This is a genomic window from Streptococcus sp. sy010 (assembly GCF_007859175.1).
Taxonomy (GTDB): domain Bacteria; phylum Bacillota; class Bacilli; order Lactobacillales; family Streptococcaceae; genus Streptococcus.
On record NZ_VOHO01000002.1, the window covers coordinates 19,379 to 44,819 of the forward strand.

The window sequence follows — 25,441 nt, forward strand, 5'->3', positions numbered from 1 at the left end:
TTCAATAGACAGAGTGATGAGCTCTGTCTTTTTTGTTAAAAATACTTCAAAGCTGCGAAAAGTATTTGCAATTCAAATTAAATAGTTATATAATAGACATGTTGAAGGATTCTTGTAACTAATCAAGTTAATCTTTTCACAAAAGGGACTTCCCTTAAAAATATTAAGTATTGATTTTCATAAGGAGGAAATCACAAATGGTAGTTAAAGTTGGTATTAACGGTTTCGGACGTATCGGTCGTCTTGCTTTCCGTCGTATCCAAAACGTAGAAGGTGTTGAAGTGACTCGTATCAACGACCTTACAGATCCTAACATGCTTGCACACTTGTTGAAATACGACACAACTCAAGGTCGTTTCGACGGTACTGTGGAAGTTAAAGAAGGTGGATTCGAAGTTAACGGTAAATTCATCAAAGTTTCTGCAGAGCGTGAGCCAGGTAACATTGACTGGGCTACAGATGGTGTAGAAATCGTTCTTGAAGCGACTGGTTTCTTTGCTTCTAAATCAGCAGCTGAGCAACACATCCATGAAAATGGTGCGAAAAAAGTTGTTATCACAGCTCCTGGTGGAAATGATGTTAAAACAGTTGTATTTAACACTAACCATGACATCCTTGACGGTAGCGAAACAGTTATCTCAGGTGCTTCATGTACTACAAACTGCTTGGCACCAATGGCTAAAGCTCTTCATGATGCATACGGTGTTCAAAAAGGTTTGATGACGACAATCCATGGTTACACTGGTGACCAAATGGTTCTTGATGGTCCACACCGTGGTGGTGACCTTCGTCGTGCTCGTGCAGCAGCAAACATCGTACCTAACTCAACAGGTGCTGCTAAAGCTATCGGTCTTGTTATCCCAGAATTGAACGGTAAACTTGACGGTGCTGCACAACGTGTTCCAGTTCCAACAGGTTCTGTAACTGAATTGGTTGTAACACTTGATAAGAAAGTAACTGCTGACGAAATCAACGCAATGATGAAATCAGTTGCAAACGAGTCTTACGGTTATACTGAAGATGCAATCGTATCATCAGATATCGTTGGTATGGCTTACGGTTCATTGTTTGACGCAACTCAAACTAAAGTTCTTGACGTTGACGGTGAGCAATTGGTTAAAGTTGTTTCATGGTATGACAACGAAATGTCTTACACTGCACAACTTGTTCGTACACTTGAGTACTTTGCAAAATTGGCAAAATAATTAGGTGATTAGGGAGGTCGTTTGACCTTCCTTTTTTTGTCAAATAAGGGTCTGATATTTTGTTAAGTCCTTAACATTTTCAAAAATTATGATATAATAAGAGAGTATAAAAAAGAAGGAGTCTTAAAAATGGCTAAATTAACTGTAAAAGATGTGAATGTAAAGGGTAAAAAAGTCCTTGTTCGTGTGGATTTTAATGTGCCTTTGAAAGATGGTGTGATTACAAATGATAACCGTATCACAGCTGCACTTCCAACAATCAAACATATTATTGAGCAAGGTGGACGTGCGATTCTGTTCTCACATTTAGGACGTGTTAAAGAAGAAGCAGATAAAGAAGGGAAATCATTGGCACCAGTAGCGGCTGATTTGTCAGCTAAACTTGGTCAAGAAGTTGTCTTTATTGCGGGAGCTACTCGTGGTGCAGAACTAGAAGCTGCAATCAATGCTCTTGAAGATGGTCAAGTACTTTTAGTTGAAAACACTCGTTTTGAAGATGTTGACGGTAAGAAAGAATCTAAAAACGATGCTGAACTTGGTCAATACTGGGCAAGTCTAGGTGACGGTATCTTCGTTAATGATGCTTTTGGTACAGCTCACCGTGCTCATGCGTCAAACGTTGGTATTTCAGCAAACGTTGAGCAAGCAGTGGCAGGTTTCCTTTTGGAAAATGAAATTGCTTATATCCAAGAAGCAGTTGAAACACCAGAACGTCCATTTGTTGCCATTCTTGGTGGTTCCAAAGTATCTGATAAGATTGGTGTTATCGAGAACCTTTTAGAAAAAGCTGATAAGGTACTTATCGGTGGTGGTATGACTTATACTTTCTATAAAGCACAAGGTATTGAGATTGGTAATTCATTGGTTGAAGAAGATAAACTTGATGTAGCTAAGGCTCTTCTTGAAAAATCAAATGGTAAATTGATTTTGCCAGTTGATTCAAAAGAGGCGAATGCTTTTGCAGGTTATGATGTTGTTCGTGATACTGATGGTGAAGCAGTTTCTGAAGGTTTCCTAGGTCTTGATATCGGACCAAAATCAATTGAGAAATTTGATGCTGAGCTAACAGGTGCTAAGACAGTTGTTTGGAATGGTCCAATGGGTGTCTTTGAAAATCCTGATTTCCAAGCTGGTACAATCGGTGTGATGGACGCTATCGTTAAACAACCTGATGTGAAATCAATCATCGGTGGTGGTGACTCAGCAGCCGCAGCTATCAATCTCGGTCGTGCTGATAAATTCTCATGGATTTCAACTGGTGGTGGAGCAAGTATGGAATTGCTTGAAGGAAAAGTTCTTCCAGGTCTTGCTGCCCTAACAGAAAAATAAGACTGAATGATTGAAGGGAGAGGGTATCGCAACTGGCGATATCCTTTTCTTTGAGATTGAGAAAGAAAACAAGATGGATTTTAGACAATTTAAATTTGATAAGAAGCAGTTTCGTTTGGGGTTGAGGACTTTTAAGACAGGCTTGTCAGTTTTTTTGGTTTTGTTATTATTTAAGTTATTTGGTTGGGAAGGAACGCAAATCGCTGCCTTGACAGCCGTTTTTAGCCTGAGAGAAGATTTTGGAACGAGCTTGCAGTTTGGGATTTCTCGGATTTTAGCCAATAGTATCGGTGGTTTTTTTGCAGTTATTTTCTTTTCCTTGACTAATTTGTTGGGAGGATCTTACTGGCTGACGCTTTTTACCTTACCGATTTTGACCATGCTGACCATTATGACCAATGTTGCTATGAATAATAAGGCGGGTGTGATTGGTGGGGTTGCTGCCTTGCTAATCATTACCCTATCTATCCCAGATGGGGATACTATTTTATATGTTTTCGTGCGAATTTTTGAAACCTTTGTTGGTGTTTTTATTGCCATTATGGTTAATGCTGATGTGGATTGGCTTAAGAACCGCTTAAAAAAGAAATCCATGTGACAAAATCTAACATTTGGTCTTGACAGTGCTTGTTTTTCTTTTTATAATGTAAGAAATAAAGGAGAAATGGTGATGAGAGAGAAGGAATTACGACGGCATATGGCAGTTTTTCCTATTGGTTCGGTAATGACCTTGACTGACCTGACGGCTAGACAGATTCGCTATTATGAAGAACAGGGTTTGATTTTGCCCAAACGAAGTAAGGGTAATCGTCGTCTTTATTCACTGAATGATATGGATAGGTTATTGGAAATTAAGGATTTTCTAGATGAGGGCTTAAATATGGCGGCTATTAAGGCTCACTATGCCCAAGAAAAGCCCGTTTCTACTAGAAGTAAGTCCAAGAAACCCTTATCTGACGCTGATGTTAGGCAAATTTTACACGATGATTTGTTGCGTCAAGGACGTTTCAATCAGCCCACTCAGCACTTGGGTGGTCACCGTTTAGGACGATAGTTTAGACAAGAAGGAGAGCAACATGTCAATTACTGCAGAAGATATTCGTCGTGATATTCGTGATAAAAATGTGACCTTTTTACGCCTCATGTTTACTGATATTATGGGAATTATGAAAAATGTTGAAATTCCAGCTACCAGTGAGCAATTAGAGAAGATTCTATCTAATAAAGCTATGTTTGATGGGTCTTCCATTGAGGGATTTGTTCGTATCAATGAGTCGGACATGTATCTTTATCCTGATTTGAACACTTGGACGGTCTTTCCTTGGGGAGATGAACATGGTGCAGTTGGTGGCTTGATTTGTGATATTTATACGGCTGAAGGTAAACCATTTGCAGGTGATCCTCGTGGCAATCTCAAGCGTGCCTTGGCAAATATGGAAGAAATGGGTTTCAAATCTTTTAATTTGGGACCAGAACCAGAGTTCTTTCTCTTTAAATTAGATGAAACAGGCAATCCAACTCTAGAAGTCAATGATAAGGGGGGCTACTTTGATTTGGCTCCAACGGATTTGGCTGATAATACCCGTCGAGAAATTGCTGCGGTGTTAACCAAAATGGGCTTTGAAGTTGAGGCCTGTCACCACGAGGTAGCAGCAGGTCAACACGAGATTGATTTCAAATACACAGACGCTTTGAGAGCCTGTGATAATATTCAACTGTTTAAGTTGGTGGTTAAGACCATTGCTCGTAAGCACGGTTTGTATGCGACCTTTATGGCCAAGCCGAAGTATGGTATTGCAGGGTCTGGTATGCACTGCAATATGTCCTTGTTTGATGAAACAGGTAATGTGTTTTACGATGTTAATGACCCAAGGGGAATGCAATTATCAAAAACTGCCTATTATTTCTTGGGTGGGTTGATGAAACATGCCTATGGCTATACCGCTATCACCAATCCAACTGTTAATTCCTACAAACGTTTGGTACCAGGCTATGAAGCTCCTGTTTATGTGGCTTGGGCTGGGCAAAATCGTTCGCCTTTGATTCGAGTGCCGGCTTCACGAGGGATGGGAACGCGTTTAGAGTTGCGTTCAGTTGATCCCATGGCCAATCCTTATTTGGCTTTGGCGGTACTTTTAGCGTCCGGTTTGGATGGTATTAGCAATAAAATTGTGGCACCCGCTCCTGTTGAGAGCAATATCTATGTCATGACACCAGAGGAACGTCAGGCAGCAGATATTATTGATTTGCCGTCAACCTTGCATAATGCCCTTAAAGCCTTGCAAAAAGATGAAGTGGTCAAAGAGGCTTTGGGAGAGCACATCTATACCAATTTCTTAGAAGCCAAGCGAATCGAGTGGGCTAGCTATGCCGCCTATGTTTCCCAATGGGAAATCGACAACTATCTGGACAGTTATTAGTCCTTACTAAAAGACTTGGTCTGTCTGCCAAGTCTTTTGTTTATCAGCTCAGCCTTTGTCAAGGAAAGTAGATAATATAAGCAAATTACTTGATAAATAGGGGGGGGGGGGGAGTAAACTAGTTAAGTGAATAAAAAAAGAAACGGAGTATTTATGAAAAAGTATCTTACCTTATTTTCTCTCTTGTTGTTGACAGCTTGTTCGGTAAAAGAGAGTAAAGAAAGCACAACGACGATTATCGAAGCAGCAAACGGCTCGTCAAGTCAGTCGAGTACAAGTCAGAATGCGTCGAGTTCTTCTTCGGCAGGAGAGTCGTCATCAACCGTGGTGAAAGAGAGTAGTTCATCAAGTCAGAGTGAGTCATCATCGTCAGCAGACAAGAAAGCTAACACATCAAGTCAATCAAGTTCAAACAGTGACTCGTCAAGTTCAAGCCAAACGGAATCAAGTAACTCTAGCTCTACTGTAGCAGTGGATTATTCACTCTATGACAGTGTGATTTCAGAATATCGTCAAGTGGTGGATGGTAATAATCCAACGTCATCTATTAGTGCAGAATCCCTGCAATTAAGAAGAGGTATTTCTTATTATACAGATATTGAATACAATCTGTATGACTTTGATCAGAATGGTGTGGATGAGTTGACGGTTTCTTTAATCGCTAAAGATGGTTACCGTGCTCTTCTTGATATTTTTACGATCAAAGACAACCAAGCGATTAGATTGACCAATGATAGTAATCTTGCTATGCTAGGTAATCGTATGCGATTGATTCCGTTACAGGATGGTTCTTTCTACTATAAAGGGTCAGGGTCTGCCTCGTCGGCTGTTTATGCTCATTATCGCTTAAGTGCTGATGGTGGAGCTTTAGAAAAAGTTACTGAAAGCACGTCTGAGTCTGACCTTGGAAAATTGCCAGAAGCTCTGGACTTAACTATTCTAACGTGGCAATCAGTCCAAAATAGTGATTCTCAGACATCAAGCAGCCAAACTGAAACGGCAACAGGTAGTTCAATGGACTTACAAGCTATTATGGCAAGAGATTATTCATCGATTGTGGGGACGTGGAAGGCTGGAAATGGCTATGTGCTTGAATTTACCAATACGGAGGTATTTTTAAATGGTTCATTACTGCAAATTAATCCAGGAAAAGAAAGAGAAGGTTATTTAGAAGGAGGCATACCAGGTGCTGGAATGGCCATTATTCCAGCAGGAGTGGTCGGTCCAAGTGATGAGACTTGGTCAGATAAATCTGATAGTACTAAAGATAGGATAGTGATTGCTCAACAACTTTATGTAGGCCCAGATGCCTTTTTCTACAAGGTTTCAGACTAAGTATAATATAAAAAATCCACCTATTTGGTGGATTTTTTCTTATTTATGATTGTTTTTATCTGGTGTTAAGACCATAGGGATGATAATGGGTTCACGTTCAGTTTTTTCATATAGGAATGGTCGTAGGGCATTGACAATCGCCCCATTGACAGACTGAACAGTTGCTTCCTTGTTTTTCAGAGCGATACGAATGGCGTTAAAGAGCAAGCGTTGACTTTCACGGATTAGCTCGCCAGATTCTCGCATATAGATGAAGCCGCGACTAAGAATGTCAGGTCCTGCCAAAATCATCTTAGATTTGAAGTCAACAGTTGCTACAGCAAGCACGACGCCGTCTTCTGATAGGTCATGACGATCACGAAGGACGGCAGCTCCGATATCACCGACCCCACTACCATCAACATAGATGTCTTGGGCGTTGAATTTACCAGAAATACGAGCCGAATCCTTGGTCAAGGCCAAGACGTCACCATTTTCCATGATGAAAATGTTATCTTTTTCGACCCCTGTATCGACTGCCAAGCTCGCATGTACCTTTTGCATACGGTATTCACCATGAACAGGCATGAAATATTTAGGTTTCATCAGACGGAGCATGAGTTTTTGCTCTTGCTGACCACCGTGACCAGATGTGTGAATATTGTTGATTTTACCGTGGATAACAGAAACACCTGCTTCTTGAATGGTGTTAATCAATTTATTAACACTGGTGGTATTACCAGGGATTGGACTAGATGAGAAGATAACGGTATCGCCTGGTTGTAGCGTCACTTGACGATGGGTGCCGTTGGCAATACGAGCCAAGGCAGCCATCGATTCGCCCTGACTTCCTGTACACATGATTAAAATCTCACTAGCGTGGTAGTTTTTGATTTCGGTAGGTTCGATAAATGTGCCTTTTGGCACTTTGATATAACCGAGTTCGATACCATTGACAATGGCTTTTTCCATGGAACGACCAAAGACGGCAATCTTACGTCCTGTCTTAACGGCAGCTTCGGCAGCCTGTTGCAGACGGAAGATATTTGAGGCAAAAGAGGCAAAAATGATGCGTCCTTCGATACCTTCGATAATCTTCATGATAGATTGCCCAACCATTTGTTCAGAGTTGGTAAAGGTTGGCACTTCAGCATTGGTCGAATCTGACAAAAGAAGTAAGACGCCATCTTCGCCCAAGGCAGCCATACGGTGAAGGTCAGCAGGCTCACCAACAGGTGTGAAGTCGAACTTGAAGTCACCCGTGCAGACGACCTTGCCTTGTGGGGTATGGATAACGATTCCTAATGGTTCTGGAATCGAGTGGGTCGTGCGAAAGAAGGTAACACTTAGATTTTTGAAAGTCAGTTCGGTATTGTGGTTGATTTCGTGTAATTTAGCCTCACGCAAGATACCATGTTCTTCCAATTTGCCACGAATCAGTGACAAGGCTAATGGCCCAGCATAGATAGGGATATTGGCTTGTTTGAGAAGAAAGGGAATCCCACCGATATGATCTTCGTGACCATGGGTGATAACCAAGGCTTTGACACGCTTAATGTTGTCAACGATGTAAGAGTAATCTGGAATAACGTAGTCGATACCGAGAAGGTCGTCTTCTGGAAACTTAATCCCAGCGTCAACGATGATAATTTCATCTTGGTATTCAATGCCGTAGGTATTTTTACCGATTTCTCCCAGACCGCCGATAGCGAAAACGCCAACTTCTTCTGATTTGAGATTGATACTTGACATATTAGAACTCCGTTAAGACAAAGGCACCAGATTCTTTTTCGTATTCAAGGTGCTTTTCAGATAAACGTTCAATGTGTTCGATGTTATAGGCAGTGTGTTGTTCAACTAATTCACGAGCCATAATACGCCCTGCCAGTTCATCTTTACTATCAATGTCAAGGTAGAGTGCCTTAGTTTGTTCTCGACGTGGATTGCGATCCTTGGTTTCTTGGTAAAAAATTTTGTAAATCATAAAAATCCTTTCTTTTGTCATCCTGTTAAATCAATGGTGTGAAAAAGCTATCAGATAAGCACTAGATGGGGCTAGACCTGAGGTTTCTTTTCTTCAATTTTTGTGTAATAGATTTAACCGTGATTCGTTGCAATTATAATAATTATATCATAAAATAAAAGGGAGAATCAAGTAAGGAAGTAAGAAAGATGAAAGTTTTAGCGTTTGATAGTTCTAGTCAAGCCTTATCTGTTGCTTTATTAGACAATCAAAACATAGTGGCACAAACTAACCTTGATATGAAACAAAATCATAGTGTGACCTTGATGCCAACTATCGATTTTTTGATGACTTTAGTGGGTTGGCAACCAAGTGATTTAGAGCGTGTTGTGGTGGCTCAGGGGCCTGGTTCTTATACTGGTTTGAGAATGGCAGTGGCAACAGCCAAGACTTTAGCCTATGCCTTACAGATTGATGTTGTTGGTTTATCTAGTCTGTTAGCGTTAACCGCTGTTGATTTTTCCGGTTTAGTGATTCCTTTGATTGACGCTAGACGCAATCATGTTTATGCTGGTTTTTATCTTGACGGAAACCGTCAACAAGCTGATGCCTATATGAGTTTTGAAACGGTTTTGACCATTGCTCAAGATTGGCAAGGTGAGGTCTGTTTTGTTGGTGAGGTGGAAGGTTTTCGCCAACAGATAGAAGAAACCATGCCAACAGCTAAGATTAAAGCCAGTCTGCCATCAGCGAGTTTATTAGGCCAACTGGGTCAAAAAATGCCTGCCCTTAACACCCATGATTTAGTTCCTAATTATCTCAAACGCGTTGAAGCTGAAGAAAATTGGTTGAAAGAACACGATGACACAGACGATCACTATATTAAATGGGTCTAAGTACGACCAAGAAATTCTTGCCGAAATCATCTTTGAGATTTTAAGCGATGTGTATGCCAAATCACCTTGGAGTCTGCCACAAATTCAAGCGGATTTACGTCAAGAAGATGTGACCTATTTAGTGGCAGTCCAAGAAGGTGAAGTGCTTGGTTTTTTGACTTGGCAAGACTTGTTTGGTGAGATTGAAGTGACTAATTTAGCGGTGAAAACTACCTACGGTGGTCAAGGAATAGGTAGTCGGTTGTTGGCGCATTTACCAAAAGAAATGGGATCGATTTTTTTAGAAGTGCGTCAGTCAAATACAGTCGCCCAACATCTCTATAAAAAGTTTGGGTTTGTTGAACTTGGTGTGAGAAAAAATTATTATCATCAGCCAAGAGAAGACGCTGTAATCATGAAACGATAGGAAGAAAACATGACAGAAAAGATTTTTTTAGCTATTGAGTCATCTTGCGATGAAACGAGCGTGGCAATTTTGAAAAATGATCAACTGGTCAGCAATGTGATTGCTAGTCAAGTGGCTAGTCATAAGCGATTTGGTGGGGTAGTGCCTGAGGTGGCTAGTCGTCATCATGTAGAGGTCATTACGACTTGTATTGAACAAGCCTTGTCTGAAGCTGAGGTAACTGCTAAGGATTTGACAGCAGTAGCGGTTACTTATGGGCCTGGTTTGGTTGGTGCTCTGTTGGTTGGTTTGTCAGCAGCTAAGGCTTTTGCATGGGCTAATCACTTGCCTTTGATTCCAGTTAATCACATGGCAGGTCATCTGATGGCTGCTCAAAGTGTAGAGCCATTGCAGTATCCATTGATGGCTTTGCTAGTTAGTGGGGGGCATACCGAACTGGTCTATGTGGCGAAAGAGGGCGACTATAAGATTATTGGGGAAACGCGTGACGATGCAGTAGGTGAAGCCTATGATAAGGTGGGACGTGTCATGGGCTTGCCTTATCCTGCTGGTCGTTTGATTGATGAGTTGGCTCATCAGGGAGAGGACACCTATCATTTCCCTCGTGCTATGATTAAGGAAGATCATCTAGAATTTTCCTTTTCTGGTCTTAAATCAGCTTTTATCAATCTTCATCATAATGCTCAGCAAAAAGGCGAGGAGTTGATTTTGGAAGATTTGTGTGCGTCCTTTCAAGAAGCGGTTCTAGACATTTTATTAGCCAAGGTAAAAAAAGCCCTAGCAACCTATCCTGTCAAGAGTTTGGTTGTGGCTGGAGGAGTGGCAGCCAATCAAGGTTTGCGTGAACGTTTGGCAGCTGAACTAACTGAAACCAAGGTGATTATCCCACCTTTGCGTCTATGTGGAGATAATGCCGGTATGATTGCTTATGCTGCTCAGGTGGAATACGAGAAAGGTCATTTTGCTGATTTGACTCTTAATGCTAAACCTAGTTTGACTTTTGACAGTTTATAGGAGTAGATGATGTTACATTTTGAAAATGATTATAATGAAGGCGTTCATCCAGAACTTTTAAAATCCTTAATAACTACCAATGAAGAAAATTTAGCAGGCTATGGTGCAGATTTTTATTGTCAGCGTGCCAGTGAAAAAATTCGTCAAGCCACCGCTTGCCCTCATGCAGAAGTGGATTTTTTAACAGGTGGCACTCAAACCAATCAAGTGGTAATCGCTAGTCTTTTAGCTTCTTATGAAGGAGTGATTGCTGCAGACACGGGTCATATTGCTGTTCATGAGGCTGGGGCGATTGAATATACTGGGCATAAGGTGATAACCTTACCTGCTAGTGAAGGAAAACTTCAGGCAGCGGATGTGGCTAGTTATCTGGCTGATTTTTATCAAGATGAGTCACATGCTCACATGGTATTTCCTGGCATGGTTTACATTTCTCATCCGACAGAATACGGCACTCTGTACACGAAACAAGAGCTTGGTGAGTTGGCGGAGGTTTGTCATCGCTATCAGTTGCCATTGTTTTTGGATGGTGCTCGCCTAGGTTATGGTTTAGTGGCTAAGGGGAATGATGTGGATTTGCCGACCATTGCTGAATTGACCGATGTTTTCTATATAGGTGGAACAAAGTTAGGAGCTTTGGCAGGGGAAGCGGTTGTTTTTACGAAAAATAATCGTCCCAAACAGTTTACAACAGTGATGAAACATCACGGGGCTTTGGTTGCTAAAGGCCGTTTATTTGGTGTTCAATTTGATCGCTTCTTTACCGATGATTTGTATTGGAAAATTGGTCAGGAGGCCGTTGATTTGGCAGAGCAACTGAAACAAATCTTGACAGATAAGGGCTACCGTTTTTATCTGGAAAGCCCAACCAATCAACAGTTTATTATTTTGGAAAATAGTTACTTACAAGAATTGGCAAAAAACGTGGTGTTCAGTAGTTGGCAAAAATATGATGAAGAACATACTGTTGTCCGACTGGCAACTAGCTGGTCAACAACACAGGCTGATATTGATGAATTGAAAAAGATTTTGTAAACTTTGGTGCTTGAATTAAAAAGAAGTTGAGAAAACTTATCTCAACTTTTTTGGTTAAGGAATGAAAAAATATAAATTTATTTTCAGAAAATCTTTACATTTTTAGTCAGACTTGATAAAATGAAGACTGTTGTAAATTTTACTTATTGGAGGATGTTAAGATGGATGTGACTTGGGTACTCAAGTATATCACAGAATTTATCGCCACTGCTTTTCTTGTTTTACTAGGAAATGGTGTTGTGGCTAACGTTAGTTTAAAAGGAACTAAGGGAAATGGTCAAGGCTTGACCTTGGTTGCTCTTGGTTATGGTTTAGGTTTGATGTTGCCAGCCTTGATGTTTGGTAATGTTTCAGGTAATCACGTGAATCCAGCCATTACAATCGGTTTGGCAGTTTCTGGGCTTTTCCCATGGGCTCATGTGGCTCCTTATATCTTGGCTCAATTTTTAGGAGCGATGTTTGCACAATTGGTCGTTGTTAGCATGTATGCGCCATTTTTCAAACAAACTGACGATGCTAATGCGATTTTAGGGTCATTTGCTATTATCAATAACTTAGATGATAACACAGTCGAAAGTCGTAAAGTTGCCACTCGCAATGGTTTTATCAGCGAATTTATTGGTTCGTTTGTTCTTTTCTTTGGGGTTCTAGCTTTGACTAAGAATTTCTTCGGTGCAGAATTGGTTGGTAAATTGGTTACAGCTGGCTATGAACAAACAGTCGCTGAAACACAAGTTGCTCCTTTTGTAACTGGTAGCTTGTCAGTTGCTCACATGGCGATTGGTTTCTTGTTGATGGCTCTTATTGCTGGTCTAGGTGGCCCAACAGGAGCAGGACTTAACCCAGCGCGTGATTTGGGACCTCGTTTGGTTCACCATTTCTTGCCAAAATCAGTTCTTGGTTCAGCTAAGGGTGATTCAAAATGGTGGTACGCTTGGGTTGGTGTTGTAGCACCAATTCTAGCAGGTGTCTTGGCAGTTGCCTTGTTCAAATACCTTTATCTAGGATAAGAAAAAAGAGGGATTCCCTCTTTTTTTTGTTTATAAGGAGTCTTTAATTACAGCAATTAAGTCGTTACGGTCTAAAATCCATTGTTCACGCTCATCCTTTTCATAGGTACGATTGGTTAGGAAGATAGCAGCCTTGTGTTGCTTGCGGTTAAAGAGAATAAAGGTACCTGTGTAACCTGTATGGAGAAGCCAGTCGCCTTGTAAATCCCAAGCAAGAGAGCGTTCTTTTTCGCCTAAACTATAATTTTGATCTAATTGTTTGGCAAACTCATCCTGTAAATAATGCTCTAAAAATTGCTCAAGATCAGCAAGATTTGAAAACAATCCAGCACTGCCTGCGTGTTCTTTAAGCACTCGTGCTTTTGGGTCATGAACGTAACCGTCTGTCACATTTTTGACAGTAGGCACTGCCTGACTAATAGGGCCAAAAGATGTATTGGGCATCTGCCAAGGGCTAAAAATTTCCTTTTGGAAAATGGTAGCCAAGTCCTGACCATAGAGTTCTTCAATTAAGAAACCAAGAAGAATAAAGTTGATGTCAGTATAAAGGAAAGGTTTATCGGTTGATACGGTAATGTGATTGATGGCCTCAATCAACTCCTTAGCGTTTAGCTGATCGCGATTAGCAATAAAAGGATTGATGCCAGAATGGTGGGTTAACAGCTCTCTAATTGTCACTTGATTACTGTGAAAGGCGGGATAGTAGTCTTTGAGTGGTCTATCCAGTTCGACTTGGCCAGTTTGCAATAAAAAAATCATGATGGTACCGACGCCAACAACTTTGGAAACACTCGCGAGGTCATAGATTAAATCACTCTTGACAGGATTTATACCGTCAAGAGTACCTAGATAATGACGTGTCCATTTGCCGTCATAGAGTGAAAGACTGGCACCATGGTAGATGTTTTCTTTAATTTGTGATTGAATTTTTATTAAGATGTTGTCTATCATTTTTGAAACCATACTTCAATGTTACTTGGATCTGAAACGACAAGAATCGTTTCTTTCTTATCTAAGAAAAAGTCAATTCCCTTATCAGTGAAAAATTGAGCTAGGTGGTTAAGGTCATAATCTTTTGCCACCTCGAAGTGAATGATTTCTAAATCCCATGTTTCATTAGGATTGACTGACAAATCTTGATCTTGACTTTGTTTCAAATCAAGCTTCAGGGGTAGTTGTTGATAAAAAGCACGGGTGTTTTCTAGATTGGTCACATGAAGGCTTAAACCATCAATACGATAGTCGGTTAACCCCTTAAAGTCAGCTTGTTTTTGGTAATCTCTGTGACTGATGGGACTCAACTTGGCTAAGTCATCTTCTGAATGCAGTAGAACCAAGTCGCCTTGAGGTGAACGCGCTTCAAAAGCGTAGCCTTTTTCCCCTAAGAAGACCTGTTCTGTTTTAATAGATTGAGCCAAAAGGCTTTCAATCTCTCGAGGGTCTAGAACTTTAATCATGAGCTTGGCTAATTTTTTATGACCTCTAGCCTCCCTTGTGCGATAATCTGGGGATTCTTCAAGGGTAAAAAGAGGGCGATTCTGTTTTAGTGAACCAAAGAGGGCTAGGGCATTTTCCTCACGCAAAAGTGTTAGTCCAAGCGTCTTTTGATAAAAAGTGATGTTGGCATCTTTATCTTTGACGCGTAGAGCAACTCCTTGAAAATTGATTTGATCAAATATTGTCATCTTTATCTCCTTTAGTTATCCCTCTTATTCTAGATAAATTTCAGTCATTTCGCAAGAATTTATATATGACTTATTTACAAGATTAGAAAATTACGGTAAACTAGATGGCATGGACAATAATCTTATTTTACGAACAATTCAAGTTTTACTTGTAGTCACTATTATTTTTGTAACAGGCTATATTATCCAACATACACGTCGTCATAAAATCAATATGTTTGAACGTTTTGGCACAGGTTTTTGGATTGGTCTGGTTACAGACTGTTTAGATGCGATTGGTATTGGTTCTTTTGCAACAACCACAACTTTCTTTAAGATGACAAAGTTGGTGGATGATGATAGCAAGATTCCTGGAACGATGAATGCCGTGCATCTTATACCAACTCTTGTTCAAGCACTTTGCTTTATTTTGGCCGTTAAGGTTGATATGACAACCCTTTTGTCAATGGCTGTAGCTTCTATTTTCGGGGCAATTGCAGGGACGCGTATCACGAGAAATTGGAAAACATCAACGGTGCAATTAGTTTTGGGGACACTCTTAATTATCGCCTCTTGCTTTACCGTTTACCGCTTATTGACTAATCCGGGTGAAGGCTTGACTGACAATGTTACTGGTTTGACAGGTATTTGGTTGATTATTGGTATTATCTTTAACTTCCTATGTGGTGCCTTGATGACTATTGGTCTAGGTAACTATGCACCAGAATTGATTTTCTTCTCGATGTTAGGTATTAATCCAACAGTTGCCATGCCAGTTATGATGCTTAATGCGGCGGTGGTAATGACAACGTCAACCATCCCTTTCATCAAGGCAGATCGTGTTAACTGGACAGGCTTTGCAGGTATGGTGATCGGTGGGGTTATCGGTGTTATCATCGCAGTACTCTTCCTAACTAATATTCCAATTACCGTACTTAAATGGCTAGTAGTCTTTGTTGTTATCTATACTGGTATCAGCATGATTAAGGCTTCACGTCAAGCCAAAGCATAATAAACATAATCATCTCAGTTCTTAGTAAAGGGCTGAGATTTTTTACAACCCTCTATTTCAATCATGACTAGGGTTTGTGCTATAATAAAAGCATGAACACAAAAATTTTAGAAGCCTTGGAATTTAACAAGGTCAAAAAACAATTTGAAGTCTATATACAAACAGCTTTGGGCCAGCGTGAATTATTAGAATTAGGTCCGATGACGTCAAGAGAGAAAATCGAGCGAGCCTTTGCTGAATTGCGAGATATGCAAGAAATTTTTCAGGAATATCATCAGTTTAATCTGGGGAGTTTACCAGATCTATCAGAAAGTCTGACTCGTTTAGAGTTATCCGCGGATTTGAATACGGCAGAATTGGTGGAAATTAAGCGTCTATTACAAGTATCGGCGGCCTTGAATCGTTTTTATCAAGATTTAGAAAATGTGACATTAAAGGCACTTGACCGCATTTTTGGTCATATCGAAAGTTTCCCCAACTTACAAGGAGCCTTACAAGTCATTAACGATGCAGGTTTTGTTGAACCGTTTGCCAGTCCTACCTTGGAAAAAATTCGCCGTCAAATCACTAGCAATGAACGTGAGATGCGACAGGTTTTGCAAGATATTTTAAAAAAACAGGCAGACTATTTATCAGAACCTTTGATTGCCAATCGTAATGGTCGGAGTGTCTTACCTGTCAAAAACACTCATCGTAATCGTGTCGCAGGTGTCGTTCATGACATCTCTAGTTCTGGTGCAACTGTCTATGTTGAGCCACGAGCAGTAGTTTCTCTTAACGAAGACATCACACAGTTACAGGCAGCCGAGCGTCATGAAATTGCTAAAATTTTACATGATTTGTCAGCCTTAATTCGTCCTCATGTGGCGAGTTTGCGTAATAATGCTTGGCTGATTGGTCACTTGGATTTGGTTCGTGCCAAGCACTTGTATATGCGTGATCGTCAGGCGGTTGTGCCTGAGTTGACAAGCAATCAAGGTCTAAGGCTCTTGCAAGTTCGTCACCCACTTTTGGAAAAACCAGTTGCCAATGATTTGCATTTTGTGGATGACTTATCCGTTATTGTGATTACCGGTCCTAATACAGGTGGTAAGACCATTATGCTTAAAACCTTGGGCTTGACCCAACTCATGGCTCAGTCTGGGCTTCCCATCCTAGCTGATACCGGTAGTCAAGTGGCAATTTTCAAAGAAATCTTTGCCGACATTGGCGATGAGCAGTCTATTGAGCAGAGTCTATCAACATTTTCTAGCCACATGACTCATATTGTGTCTATTTTAGAAGAGGCAGATCAGGACAGTCTTTTGCTATTTGATGAATTGGGAGCAGGAACGGATCCACAAGAAGGAGCGAGTTTGGCTATTAGTATTTTGGATTACTTGCGACTGCACAAGATTAAGACAATGGCGACCACCCACTACCCTGAACTCAAGGCTTACGGCTTAGAAACAACTGGTGTGGAAAATGCCAGTATGGCCTTTGACAGTCAAAGTTTGTCGCCGACCTATCGTTTTATGCAAGGTGTACCAGGGCGTTCCAATGCCTTTGACATTGCTAGACGACTAGGTTTGATTGAAGAGGTAGTGGCTCGAGCAGAAAGCATGACGGACACTAACGGTGATGTGACACAAATGATTGAGCAATTAGAGCGTCAAACCTTGGAAAGCCGTAAACGCTTGGAGCATATTCGAGAGGTGGAAACGGAAAATCTCAAATTTAACCGTGCTGTGAAACGCTTGTATAATGAATTTTCTCATGCCAAGGATAAGGAGTTGCTCAAGGCTCAAACACAAGCTCAAGAAATTGTTGATTTGGCTTTGGCTGAAAGTGATGCGATTCTAAAAAATCTTCATCAAAAAGCCCAACTGAAACCTCATGAAATTATTGAAGCTAAAGGGAAACTGAAACAATTAGCTCCACAGGTAGATTTGTCTAAAAATAAGGTGCTGAAAAAGGCGAAAAAAGCACGAGCAGCTAGGGTTGGCGATGATATTTTGGTAAGCAGTTATGGGCAGCGTGGTACCTTGATCAAACAGTTGAAAGATGGTCGTTGGGAAGCTCAAGTCGGCTTGATTAAAATGACCTTGAAAGCAGATGAGTTTAGTTTGCAACGCCTAAATGAACCCGAGCAAAAGCCTGCTCAAAAGCGTGTGAATGTGGTTAAAAAAGCTAAGACGTCATCAGGGCCACGAGCTCGTTTAGATTTGCGTGGCAAACGTTATGAAGAAGCCATGCAGGAGCTGGATGCCTTTATTGATCAAGCTTTGCTTAATAATATGGCTCAGGTAGATATTATTCATGGGATTGGAACAGGGGTCATTCGTGATGGTGTGACCAAGTACCTGCGTCGTAACAAGCATGTTAAGAGCTTTGGCTATGCCCCACAAAATGCAGGTGGTTCAGGAGCGACCATTGCCAATCTAGGTTGACCAATTCTTTTATTAGACAAATCAAATCAATCGGAGTACAATAAGTATCATCATTTGAAAAAGGAGAGAGAAAATGGTACAAAGTCTAACAGATGCAAACTTTGAAACAGAAACAAAAGACGGTTTAGTCTTGGTTGATTTTTGGGCAACATGGTGTGGTCCATGCTTGATGCAGGCACCTATCTTGGAACAACTGGCTGAAGAATTTGATGAAGACGAATTGAAAATTGTGAAAATGGATGTGGATGAAAATCCAGAAACCGCTAAGCAATTTGGCATCATGTCTATTCCAACCCTACTTTTCAAAAAAGACGGTCAAGTCGTCAAACAAGTCGCTGGTGTTCATACTAAAGACCAAATTAAAGCGATTGTGGCAGAATTAAGCTAAACTAAAAGGCATTGCTAGGCAATGTTTTTTTTATTGTCAGATACCTTTCTTTTAAGCTATAATAGGGGTTATGAAATGAGAGGTTAAATCAATGAAAGTTTTTAATAAATCAAGCAAGCTAGAGGACGTGGCTTATGATATTCGTGGTCCAGTCTTGGATGAGGCCAATCGCATGCTAGCAAATGGTGAGAAAATTTTAAGGCTTAATACAGGAAATCCAGCAGCCTTTGGTTTTACCGCACCTGATGAGGTCATTCATGACCTGATTGTCAATGCTCGAAATAGTGAGGGCTACTCAGACAGTAAGGGTATTTTCAGTGCCAGAAAGGCAATTATGCAATATTGCCAGCTGAAAGATTTTCCTGACGTAACCATTGACGATATTTATATTGGCAATGGGGTCAGTGAATTGATTACCATGTCCATGCAAGGTTTGCTAGACAATGGTGATGAAGTATTGGTGCCAATGCCAGACTATCCTTTATGGACGGCAGCTGTTAGTTTGGCAGGTGGTCATGCTGTTCATTATATTTGTGATGAAGCAGCCGAATGGTATCCGGACTTAGACGACATCAAGTCTAAAATCACCTCAAAAACAAAGGCTATCGTCATCATCAATCCCAATAATCCTACAGGGGCACTCTATCCCAAAGAAGTTTTGGAAGAAATTGTCGAAATTGCTCGCCAGCATGAGTTGATTATCTATTCTGACGAAATTTATGACCGTTTGGTGATGGATGGCCTGACTCATATTCCGATTGCAAGCCTTGCACCAGATGTGTTTGTTGTTACCATGAATGGCTTGTCTAAGTCTCATCGGATTGCCGGTTTCCGAGTAGGTTGGATGGTCTTGTCAGGGCCAAAAGCCCATGTTAAAGATTACATTGCTGGGCTTGATATGTTGGCTAATATGCGTCTATGTTCGAATGTTCTCTCTCAACAAGTTGTTCAGACGTCGCTAGGCGGTTATCAGTCTGTTGATAAATTGCTTCTACCAGGTGGTCGTATTTATGAACAACGTGAATTTATCACTAAGGCGATTGACAATATTCCGGGTTTGTCAGTGGTTAAGCCCAAGGCAGGATTATATGTGTTTCCTAAGATTGATCAGACCATGTATAATATCACGGACGATGAGCAGTTTGTCTTAGAGTTTCTCAAGCAAGAAAAAATCATGTTGGTTCATGGACGAGGCTTTAATTGGAAGGAGCCAGATCATTTCCGTATCGTGTATTTGCCAAGGGTTTCTGAGTTAGCAGAAGTTGAAGAAAAATTAACTCGCTTTTTGCACCAATACCGTCGTTAAGCTAAAAATACTTTGTTTCATAAAAGTTTTCAAAAATAAGGTGCAAACGCTTTATATTTTTGGTATAATAGTAAAGAACGTGCAAAATTAGAAAAATAGAAAGAGTGGACTTATGGTTGACTTATTAACAAAAACACGCAAAATCACCTCTATTTTACAACGGACGGTTGAGCGATTGGAAAACGAGTTACCTTATAATATGATTGCAGCACAACTGGCAGATATCATTGATTGCAATGTCTGTATTGTTGATGAAAAAGGTGCCTTCTTAGGATATGTAATGAAGCATAAAACCCATAATGATCGCACGGAAAAACTATTCAATACCCATCAGTTTCCAGCCGATTATGTTAGTGGTATCAATCGTATGTTTGATACAGAAGCTAATTTGCCAATTAGTCATGACTTAACCATTTTTCCCTATGAATCTCATGAAGTTTATCCAAATGGTGTAACCACGATTGTTCCTATTTATAGTGGTGGTATGCGTCTTGGAACCTTTATTATTTGGAAAAATGAAGAAGCCTTCCACGATGATGATTTGATTTTGGCTGAGATTTCATCGACAGTAGTTGGCTTGCAGCTCCTTAATCATCAATCAGAGAATTTAGAAGAAGCCATTCGCCAGCAAACAGCTGTGACCATGGCTGTCAGTGCCTTATCTTATTCTGAATTAAAAGCAGTAGATGCGATCTTAAATGAACTAGATGGCAATGAAGGACGCTTGACGGCGTCATCAGTTGCTGATCGGATTGGAATCACTCGCTCTGTCATTGTTAATGCCCTTCGTAAACTTGAGAGTGCAGGTGTGATTGAAAGTCGTTCATTGGGAATGAAGGGAACCTACATTCGTGTCTTAAATGAAGGTTTGTTTGCCGAGGTTGATCAACGTAAATAATGATGACCAAAGCTTTAATTTCTATTGACTATACAGTTGACTTTGTGGCAGATGAGGGGCGTTTGACCGCAGGAGCAGCAGCCCAAGCCATTGAGTCAGATTTGACCAAGCTCACTAAAAAGGCCTACGATGATGGGCATGTGATTGTTTTTGCTATTGATGGGCATGACAAAGAAGATATTTATCATCCAGAAAGTCGCTTATTTCCCCCACATAATCTTTTGGGAAGCAGTGGCCGAAAACTCTATGGGCAACTAGATCAGCTTTATCAAGATATTAAAGATGATCAGCGTGTGCTTTGGTTGGATAAACGGTATTACTCTGCCTTTGCAGGCACGAGTTTGGATGCTCGTCTGCGTGAGCGAGGCATTCGTTCCTTGATTTTGACTGGGGTTTTGACAGATATTTGCGTCTTGCATACGGCGATTGATGCTTATCATCTAGGTTATCAGCTTGAAATACCAAAATTCGCTGTTGCCACCTTATCAGAAGCTAGACAAAAATGGGCCTTAGAGCATTTTCAAACGGTTTTAGGAGCTACTATTTTAGATTAGAGAACTGCTTGTCAGTTCTCTTTTTCTTTTGATTGACAGAGTAGTTGAAATAAGATATAGTGTGATTAAGTATTGGAAGGAGCTAGCCATGCAGATTTCTAGTCGTTTTACCATTGCCAGTCATATTTTGATTTATGTTGCCACTTATCATAAAGAAGAAAAAATTACCAGTGACGTTTTGGCAACCAGTATTCAAGTCAATCCAGTGATTATTCGTAATATCCTTAGTCAATTAAAAAAAGCTGGATTGATTGCTGTTAAGCGTGGTCAAGGTGGTGTTACCATTTTAAAACCCTATGATCACATTTCTCTTTTTGATTTGTATCAAGCTGTAGAAAGTGTGAAAGATAGCCAACTTTTTCATTTTCACCAACAACCTAGTCAGGATTGCCCTGTCGGTCGGAATATTCACTTACTTTTAGATGATAAGTTACAACGAGTACAAACGGCCATGGAAAAGGAATTATCCCAAATTAGTCTAGCTCAAATTTTAGCAGACGGACGTGCTTATCTTAGCTGACAAAAAGCTAAGATTTTTTTATAAAATAAAATGTAACGGTTGACATTACATCAGAAATGCAGTATTCTTTTAATGTAATAATAAAAATTACAACAAAAGGAGAAAAGAAATGGCAAAGATTGCAGTAATTAGTTCTAACGGTCAAGCAGGTCAACATATTGTAGCAGAATTGGTGGCGCGTGGTCATGAGGTGACAGGATTTGCTCGTGGTCTTGACAATCAATCACTGGCTCAAACCTACATTCAAAAAGATTTGTTTGACTTGACCAAGGAAGATTTGAGAGATTTTGAAGCAGTTGTGGATGCTTTTGGGACATTTTCATCTGAAACCTTACACTTACATGTTAAGGTGGTTGAACATTTGGCTAATCTTTTGACTGGAACGCAGACGCGTCTGTTGGTTGTTGGTGGGGCAGGTAGTTTGTATGTTGATGCCAGTCATCAACAACAATTATTTGAAACCCCAGATTTTCCAGAAGAATTTTATCCATTAGCTAAGGCGCAAGCTCAAGCACTTAATAGCCTACGTCAAACCAAGAATTTGGCATGGACTTTTGTTAGTCCAGCTGCGGAGTTTGAAGTGGATTTGCCAAAAACTGGTCACTATATCCTAGCCGGTGAGGAATTTACCCTTAATGATAAAGGGGTCAGCGAGATTAGCTATGCCGATTATGCGATTGGTCTAGTGGATATTTTAGAAAGTGGTCAGCATGTCGGCAAACGTGTGAGCCTATTAGGTCAATAGACAAAAGAGATGGTTAAATGACCATCTCTTTTTCTTAATAAGTCTTATAAAATGTGGTAAAATAGTAGGGACTATAAATTTTAAGGAGAAACTGATGAAGATTTCTGAAGCCGAAGTGCGTCATGTCGCCAATCTCTCAAAATTGTCTTTTTCAGAAGAAGAAACCAGTCAATTTGCAGAGAGTTTGACCAAGATTGTCGATATGATTGAACTCTTAAATGAAGTAGATACGACAGGTGTTGCCGTCACAACAACGATGGCAGATACCATCAATATCATGCGTGAAGACGTGGCTGAAAAAGGAGAAGATCGTAAGCTCTTGTTCCAAAATGTACCTGAACATGAAAATAACTATATCAAAGTACCAGCTATCTTAGAAGATGGAGGAGATGCCTGATGACTTTTAATCATAAAACCATTGATGAGTTGCATCATCTTCTTGTTAAAAAGGAAATTTCTGCTCTTGAGTTGACCAAGGCGACTTTGGAGGCTATTAAAGAGCGTGAAGAGGCAGTTGGCTCTTTCATTAGTTTGGCTGAAAATGAAGCGCTAGCTCAAGCGGAAGCCCTTGATAAACGTGGGATTGATTCAGAAAATGTCATGAGCGGTATTCCTTTGGCTGTTAAGGATAACATTTCAACTAAGGGGATTTTAACAACTGCTGCCTCAAAAATGCTTCACAACTACACACCAATTTTTGATGCGACCAGTGTCAGCAAGGCCTATGACAAGGACATGATTGTGATTGGTAAGACCAACATGGATGAATTTGCCATGGGTGGATCAACAGAAACATCTTATTTCAAGAAAACCAAAAATGCTTGGGATCAGAGCAAAGTCCCAGGTGGGTCATCTGGTGGTTCTGCCTCAGCTGTGGCGGCTGGTCAAGTGCGTCTGTCACTTGGTTCTGATACAGGTGGTTCAATCCGTCAACCAGCAGCCTTCAATGGCATTGTGGGGATGAAACCAAGCTATGGTCGTGTCTCACGTTATGGCTTGATTGCCTTTGGTAGTTCCTTGGATCAAATTGGGCCATTTGCCCCAACTGTCAAAGAAAATGCCCAACTACTAGATGTGATTTCTGGTTATGATGCCAAAGATTCAACATCAGCCAATCAGCCCTTGGACTTTACAAGTAAGATTGGTCAAGAGATTAAGGGGATGAAAATTGCCTTACCTAAAGAATACTTGGGTGAAGGTATCGATCCAGAGATTAAGGATAATATTTTAGCGGCAGCTAAACATCTTGAAAGTTTGGGAGCAATCGTTGAAGAAGTGAGCCTGCCTCATAGCAAGTATGGTGTTGCAGTGTACTATATCATCGCCTCATCAGAAGCCTCATCTAACCTGCAACGTTTTGACGGTATTCGTTATGGCTACCGTACCGAAAATGTCAATAACCTAGAGGACGTTTATGTCAACACACGCAGTGAAGGTTTCGGTGAAGAAGTTAAGCGTCGTATCATGCTAGGAACCTTTAGCTTGTCGTCTGGTTACTATGATGCTTATTTCAAAAAAGCAGGTCAGGTTAGAACCTTGATTATTGATGATTTTGCCAAGGTCTTTGCCAAGTATGACTTGATTTTGGGGCCAACAACGACAACGGTGGCCTATGACCTTGATTCTAAACATCATGACCCTGTGGCTATGTATTTGAGTGATTTGCTGACCATTCCAGTCAATTTGGCAGGTTTGCCAGCTATCTCAATCCCATCAGGTTTTGTTCAAGGTTTGCCAGTCGGTTTACAATTGATTGGTCCAAAATATAGCGAAGCGACCATTTATCAAGTGGCAGCAGCTTTTGAGGCGACAACAGATTATCATAAACAACAACCGGTGATTTTTGGAGGTGCTAAGTAATGAATTTTGAAACCATTATTGGCTTGGAAGTCCATGTCGAATTAAAAACGAATTCTAAAATTTTCTCGCCATCTCCAGCCCACTTTGGTGAAGAAGCCAATGCTAACACCAATGTCATTGACTGGTCTTTCCCAGGGGTCTTGCCAGTGATTAACAAGGGTGTGATTGACGCAGGGATTAAGGCAGCCCTAGCCTTGAATATGGACATTCATAAAACCATGCACTTTGATCGCAAGAACTATTTTTATCCAGACAATCCCAAGGCTTATCAAATTTCTCAATTTGATGAACCGATTGGCTATAATGGTTCGATTGAGATTGAACTGCCAGATGGTTCGACTAAGACCATCCGTATTGAACGCGCTCACTTAGAAGAAGATGCTGGTAAAAATACTCATGGCACGGATGGCTACTCTTATGTCGATTTGAATCGTCAAGGGGTGCCTTTGATTGAGATTGTGTCAGAAGCAGACATGCGTAGCCCAGAAGAAGCTTATGCTTACCTCACTGCCTTGAAAGAAATTATCCAATATACAGGTATTTCTGACGTGAAGATGGAAGAAGGTTCGATGCGTGTCGATGCCAATATCTCTTTGCGTCCTTATGGTCAAGAAGCATTTGGTACTAAGACAGAATTGAAAAACCTTAACTCGTTCAATTATGTCCGTAAGGGCTTGGCTTATGAACAAAAACGTCAAGCAGACATCCTACGTTCTGGTGGTCGTATTCAACAAGAAACCCGTCGTTATGATGAGGCAACTGGTGAAACCATTTTGATGCGTGTCAAAGAAGGGGCTAGTGATTACCGTTACTTCCCAGAGCCAGATTTGCCAATCTTTGAAATTGACGACTCTTGGATTCAAGCTGTTAGAAATGAATTGCCAGAATTTCCAAAAGAGCGTCGTGCTAAATATGTTAGCATGGGCTTGACAGACTATGATGCAGGGCAATTAACAGCTAGTAAGGTAACGTCAGACTTCTTTGAGGCAGCTATTGCACTAGGTGGCGATGCCAAACAAGTGTCTAACTGGTTGCAAGGTGAGGTGGCTCAGTATCTCAATACGGAAAGCAAAACCTTGGATCAAATTGCCCTTAGCCCTGAAAACTTAGTTGAGATGATTGGTTTGATTGCTGATGGAACGATTTCATCTAAAATCGCCAAGAAAGTCTTTGTTCATCTGGCTAAAAATGGTGGTTCAGCTAAGGCTTATGTGGAAAAAGCAGGGTTGGTACAGATTTCTGATCCAGACGTTTTGATTCCAATTATCCATCAAGTCTTTGCAGATCATAAAGCAGCCGTTCTTGACTTCAAGTCAGGCAAGCGTAATGCTGATAAGGCCTTTACAGGTTTCCTTATGAAAGCGACCAAAGGACAGGCCAATCCACAGGTTGCACAACAACTCCTCGCCCAAGAATTGCAGAAGTTGTTAGATTGATTTTGATTCCCCAAAGCAAGTTACTTGCCTTGGGGTT

The 25,441-nt window shown here is 40.7% G+C and carries 26 protein-coding genes; 22 read left to right on the plus strand and 4 right to left on the minus strand.

What is annotated here, in order from left to right:
• Window positions 1–197: 197 nt before the first annotated feature.
• The 6 genes from gap to FRX51_RS02535 all read left to right on the plus strand — a co-directional run bounded on the left by gap (window position 198) and on the right by FRX51_RS02535 (window position 6,289).
• The gene (gene gap / locus FRX51_RS02510) at window positions 198–1,205 is read left to right on the plus strand and encodes a type I glyceraldehyde-3-phosphate dehydrogenase (protein WP_146495578.1); all 1,008 of its coding nucleotides are present in this window, start codon (window positions 198–200) and stop codon (window positions 1,203–1,205) included.
• A 129-nt stretch (window positions 1,206–1,334) separates the two neighbouring features.
• Window positions 1,335–2,534, plus strand: a complete 1,200-nt coding sequence (locus FRX51_RS02515) for a phosphoglycerate kinase (protein WP_146495580.1) — start codon at window positions 1,335–1,337, stop codon at window positions 2,532–2,534.
• A 73-nt stretch (window positions 2,535–2,607) separates the two neighbouring features.
• Entirely contained in the window at window positions 2,608–3,132 is a 525-nt protein-coding gene (locus FRX51_RS02520) for an aromatic acid exporter family protein (protein WP_146460832.1), read from the plus strand.
• 72 nt (window positions 3,133–3,204) lie between these two features.
• Window positions 3,205–3,588, plus strand: a complete 384-nt coding sequence (locus FRX51_RS02525; RefSeq protein WP_146495582.1) for a MerR family transcriptional regulator — start codon at window positions 3,205–3,207, stop codon at window positions 3,586–3,588.
• A 22-nt stretch (window positions 3,589–3,610) separates the two neighbouring features.
• On the plus strand, window positions 3,611–4,954 hold the full coding sequence (glnA, locus tag FRX51_RS02530; RefSeq protein WP_146460839.1) for a type I glutamate--ammonia ligase: 1,344 nt from the start codon (window positions 3,611–3,613) through the stop codon (window positions 4,952–4,954).
• Between the two features lie 153 nt (window positions 4,955–5,107).
• Window positions 5,108–6,289, plus strand: a complete 1,182-nt coding sequence (locus FRX51_RS02535) for a DUF6287 domain-containing protein (protein WP_146495584.1) — start codon at window positions 5,108–5,110, stop codon at window positions 6,287–6,289.
• Between the two features lie 39 nt (window positions 6,290–6,328).
• Here FRX51_RS02535 and rnjA read toward each other — a convergent pair whose 3' ends face one another.
• Entirely contained in the window at window positions 6,329–8,020 is a 1,692-nt protein-coding gene (gene rnjA / locus FRX51_RS02540) for a ribonuclease J1 (RefSeq protein ID WP_146495586.1), read from the minus strand.
• A 1-nt stretch (window position 8,021) separates the two neighbouring features.
• Window positions 8,022–8,252 (minus strand): DNA-directed RNA polymerase subunit epsilon, encoded by a 231-nt coding sequence (locus FRX51_RS02545; protein WP_146460845.1) that lies wholly within the window; start codon window positions 8,250–8,252, stop codon window positions 8,022–8,024.
• 188 nt (window positions 8,253–8,440) lie between these two features.
• Between FRX51_RS02545 and tsaB the strand changes: the two genes are divergently transcribed.
• From tsaB to gla, 5 genes are all read left to right on the plus strand, one after another.
• Window positions 8,441–9,127, plus strand: a complete 687-nt coding sequence (gene tsaB, locus FRX51_RS02550) for a tRNA (adenosine(37)-N6)-threonylcarbamoyltransferase complex dimerization subunit type 1 TsaB (RefSeq protein ID WP_146495588.1) — start codon at window positions 8,441–8,443, stop codon at window positions 9,125–9,127.
• Complete coding sequence (rimI, locus tag FRX51_RS02555) at window positions 9,093–9,533, plus strand: ribosomal protein S18-alanine N-acetyltransferase (RefSeq protein WP_146495590.1); 441 nt, start codon at window positions 9,093–9,095, stop codon at window positions 9,531–9,533. The genes tsaB and rimI overlap by 35 nt, the downstream gene beginning before the upstream one ends.
• Window positions 9,534–9,542: 9 nt before the next feature.
• Window positions 9,543–10,547 (plus strand): tRNA (adenosine(37)-N6)-threonylcarbamoyltransferase complex transferase subunit TsaD, encoded by a 1,005-nt coding sequence (gene tsaD / locus FRX51_RS02560; protein WP_146495592.1) that lies wholly within the window; start codon window positions 9,543–9,545, stop codon window positions 10,545–10,547.
• 9 nt (window positions 10,548–10,556) lie between these two features.
• Window positions 10,557–11,582: a low specificity L-threonine aldolase gene (locus FRX51_RS02565; RefSeq protein ID WP_146495594.1), complete on the plus strand. Its 1,026-nt coding sequence runs from the start codon at window positions 10,557–10,559 to the stop codon at window positions 11,580–11,582.
• Window positions 11,583–11,743: 161 nt separating this feature from the next.
• Entirely contained in the window at window positions 11,744–12,592 is an 849-nt protein-coding gene (gene gla, locus FRX51_RS02570; protein WP_146495596.1) for an aquaglyceroporin Gla, read from the plus strand.
• A gap of 30 nt (window positions 12,593–12,622) precedes the next feature.
• Here gla and FRX51_RS02575 read toward each other — a convergent pair whose 3' ends face one another.
• Both FRX51_RS02575 and FRX51_RS02580 read right to left on the minus strand, forming a co-directional pair.
• On the minus strand, window positions 12,623–13,543 hold the full coding sequence (locus FRX51_RS02575; RefSeq protein ID WP_146495598.1) for a serine hydrolase domain-containing protein: 921 nt from the start codon (window positions 13,541–13,543) through the stop codon (window positions 12,623–12,625).
• Window positions 13,540–14,277, minus strand: coding sequence for a CppA N-terminal domain-containing protein (locus FRX51_RS02580; RefSeq protein ID WP_146495600.1), 738 nt, complete (start codon window positions 14,275–14,277; stop codon window positions 13,540–13,542). Before FRX51_RS02580 ends, FRX51_RS02575 begins: the two co-directional genes overlap by 4 nt.
• 109 nt (window positions 14,278–14,386) lie before the next feature.
• Here FRX51_RS02580 and FRX51_RS02585 point away from each other — a divergent pair, with 109 nt between their 5' ends.
• The 11 genes from FRX51_RS02585 to gatB all read left to right on the plus strand — a co-directional run bounded on the left by FRX51_RS02585 (window position 14,387) and on the right by gatB (window position 25,404).
• Window positions 14,387–15,268, plus strand: a complete 882-nt coding sequence (locus FRX51_RS02585; RefSeq protein ID WP_146460862.1) for a sulfite exporter TauE/SafE family protein — start codon at window positions 14,387–14,389, stop codon at window positions 15,266–15,268.
• Window positions 15,269–15,360: 92 nt separating this feature from the next.
• On the plus strand, window positions 15,361–17,697 hold the full coding sequence (locus FRX51_RS02590) for an endonuclease MutS2 (RefSeq protein WP_146495602.1): 2,337 nt from the start codon (window positions 15,361–15,363) through the stop codon (window positions 17,695–17,697).
• Window positions 17,698–17,770: 73 nt separating this feature from the next.
• Entirely contained in the window at window positions 17,771–18,085 is a 315-nt protein-coding gene (trxA, locus tag FRX51_RS02595; protein ID WP_146460866.1) for a thioredoxin, read from the plus strand.
• 91 nt (window positions 18,086–18,176) lie between these two features.
• Window positions 18,177–19,391, plus strand: coding sequence for a pyridoxal phosphate-dependent aminotransferase (locus FRX51_RS02600; RefSeq protein WP_146495604.1), 1,215 nt, complete (start codon window positions 18,177–18,179; stop codon window positions 19,389–19,391).
• Window positions 19,392–19,503: 112 nt separating this feature from the next.
• Window positions 19,504–20,289, plus strand: a complete 786-nt coding sequence (codY, locus tag FRX51_RS02605) for a GTP-sensing pleiotropic transcriptional regulator CodY (protein WP_146460870.1) — start codon at window positions 19,504–19,506, stop codon at window positions 20,287–20,289.
• 2 nt (window positions 20,290–20,291) lie between these two features.
• Window positions 20,292–20,843: a cysteine hydrolase family protein gene (locus tag FRX51_RS02610; RefSeq protein WP_146495839.1), complete on the plus strand. Its 552-nt coding sequence runs from the start codon at window positions 20,292–20,294 to the stop codon at window positions 20,841–20,843.
• A gap of 88 nt (window positions 20,844–20,931) precedes the next feature.
• Window positions 20,932–21,363 carry an Rrf2 family transcriptional regulator gene (locus tag FRX51_RS02615; protein ID WP_146495841.1) on the plus strand — a complete coding sequence of 144 codons (432 nt, stop codon included), beginning with the start codon at window positions 20,932–20,934 and terminating at the stop codon, window positions 21,361–21,363.
• Between the two features lie 109 nt (window positions 21,364–21,472).
• Window positions 21,473–22,108 carry an NAD(P)-dependent oxidoreductase gene (locus FRX51_RS02620; protein WP_146495606.1) on the plus strand — a complete coding sequence of 212 codons (636 nt, stop codon included), beginning with the start codon at window positions 21,473–21,475 and terminating at the stop codon, window positions 22,106–22,108.
• Window positions 22,109–22,202: 94 nt separating this feature from the next.
• Window positions 22,203–22,505 carry an Asp-tRNA(Asn)/Glu-tRNA(Gln) amidotransferase subunit GatC gene (gatC, locus tag FRX51_RS02625; RefSeq protein WP_146460874.1) on the plus strand — a complete coding sequence of 101 codons (303 nt, stop codon included), beginning with the start codon at window positions 22,203–22,205 and terminating at the stop codon, window positions 22,503–22,505.
• Complete coding sequence (gatA, locus tag FRX51_RS02630) at window positions 22,505–23,968, plus strand: Asp-tRNA(Asn)/Glu-tRNA(Gln) amidotransferase subunit GatA (protein ID WP_146495608.1); 1,464 nt, start codon at window positions 22,505–22,507, stop codon at window positions 23,966–23,968. The genes gatC and gatA overlap by 1 nt, the downstream gene beginning before the upstream one ends.
• On the plus strand, window positions 23,968–25,404 hold the full coding sequence (gatB, locus tag FRX51_RS02635; RefSeq protein ID WP_146495610.1) for an Asp-tRNA(Asn)/Glu-tRNA(Gln) amidotransferase subunit GatB: 1,437 nt from the start codon (window positions 23,968–23,970) through the stop codon (window positions 25,402–25,404). The genes gatA and gatB overlap by 1 nt, the downstream gene beginning before the upstream one ends.
• Window positions 25,405–25,441 lie beyond the last annotated feature (37 nt).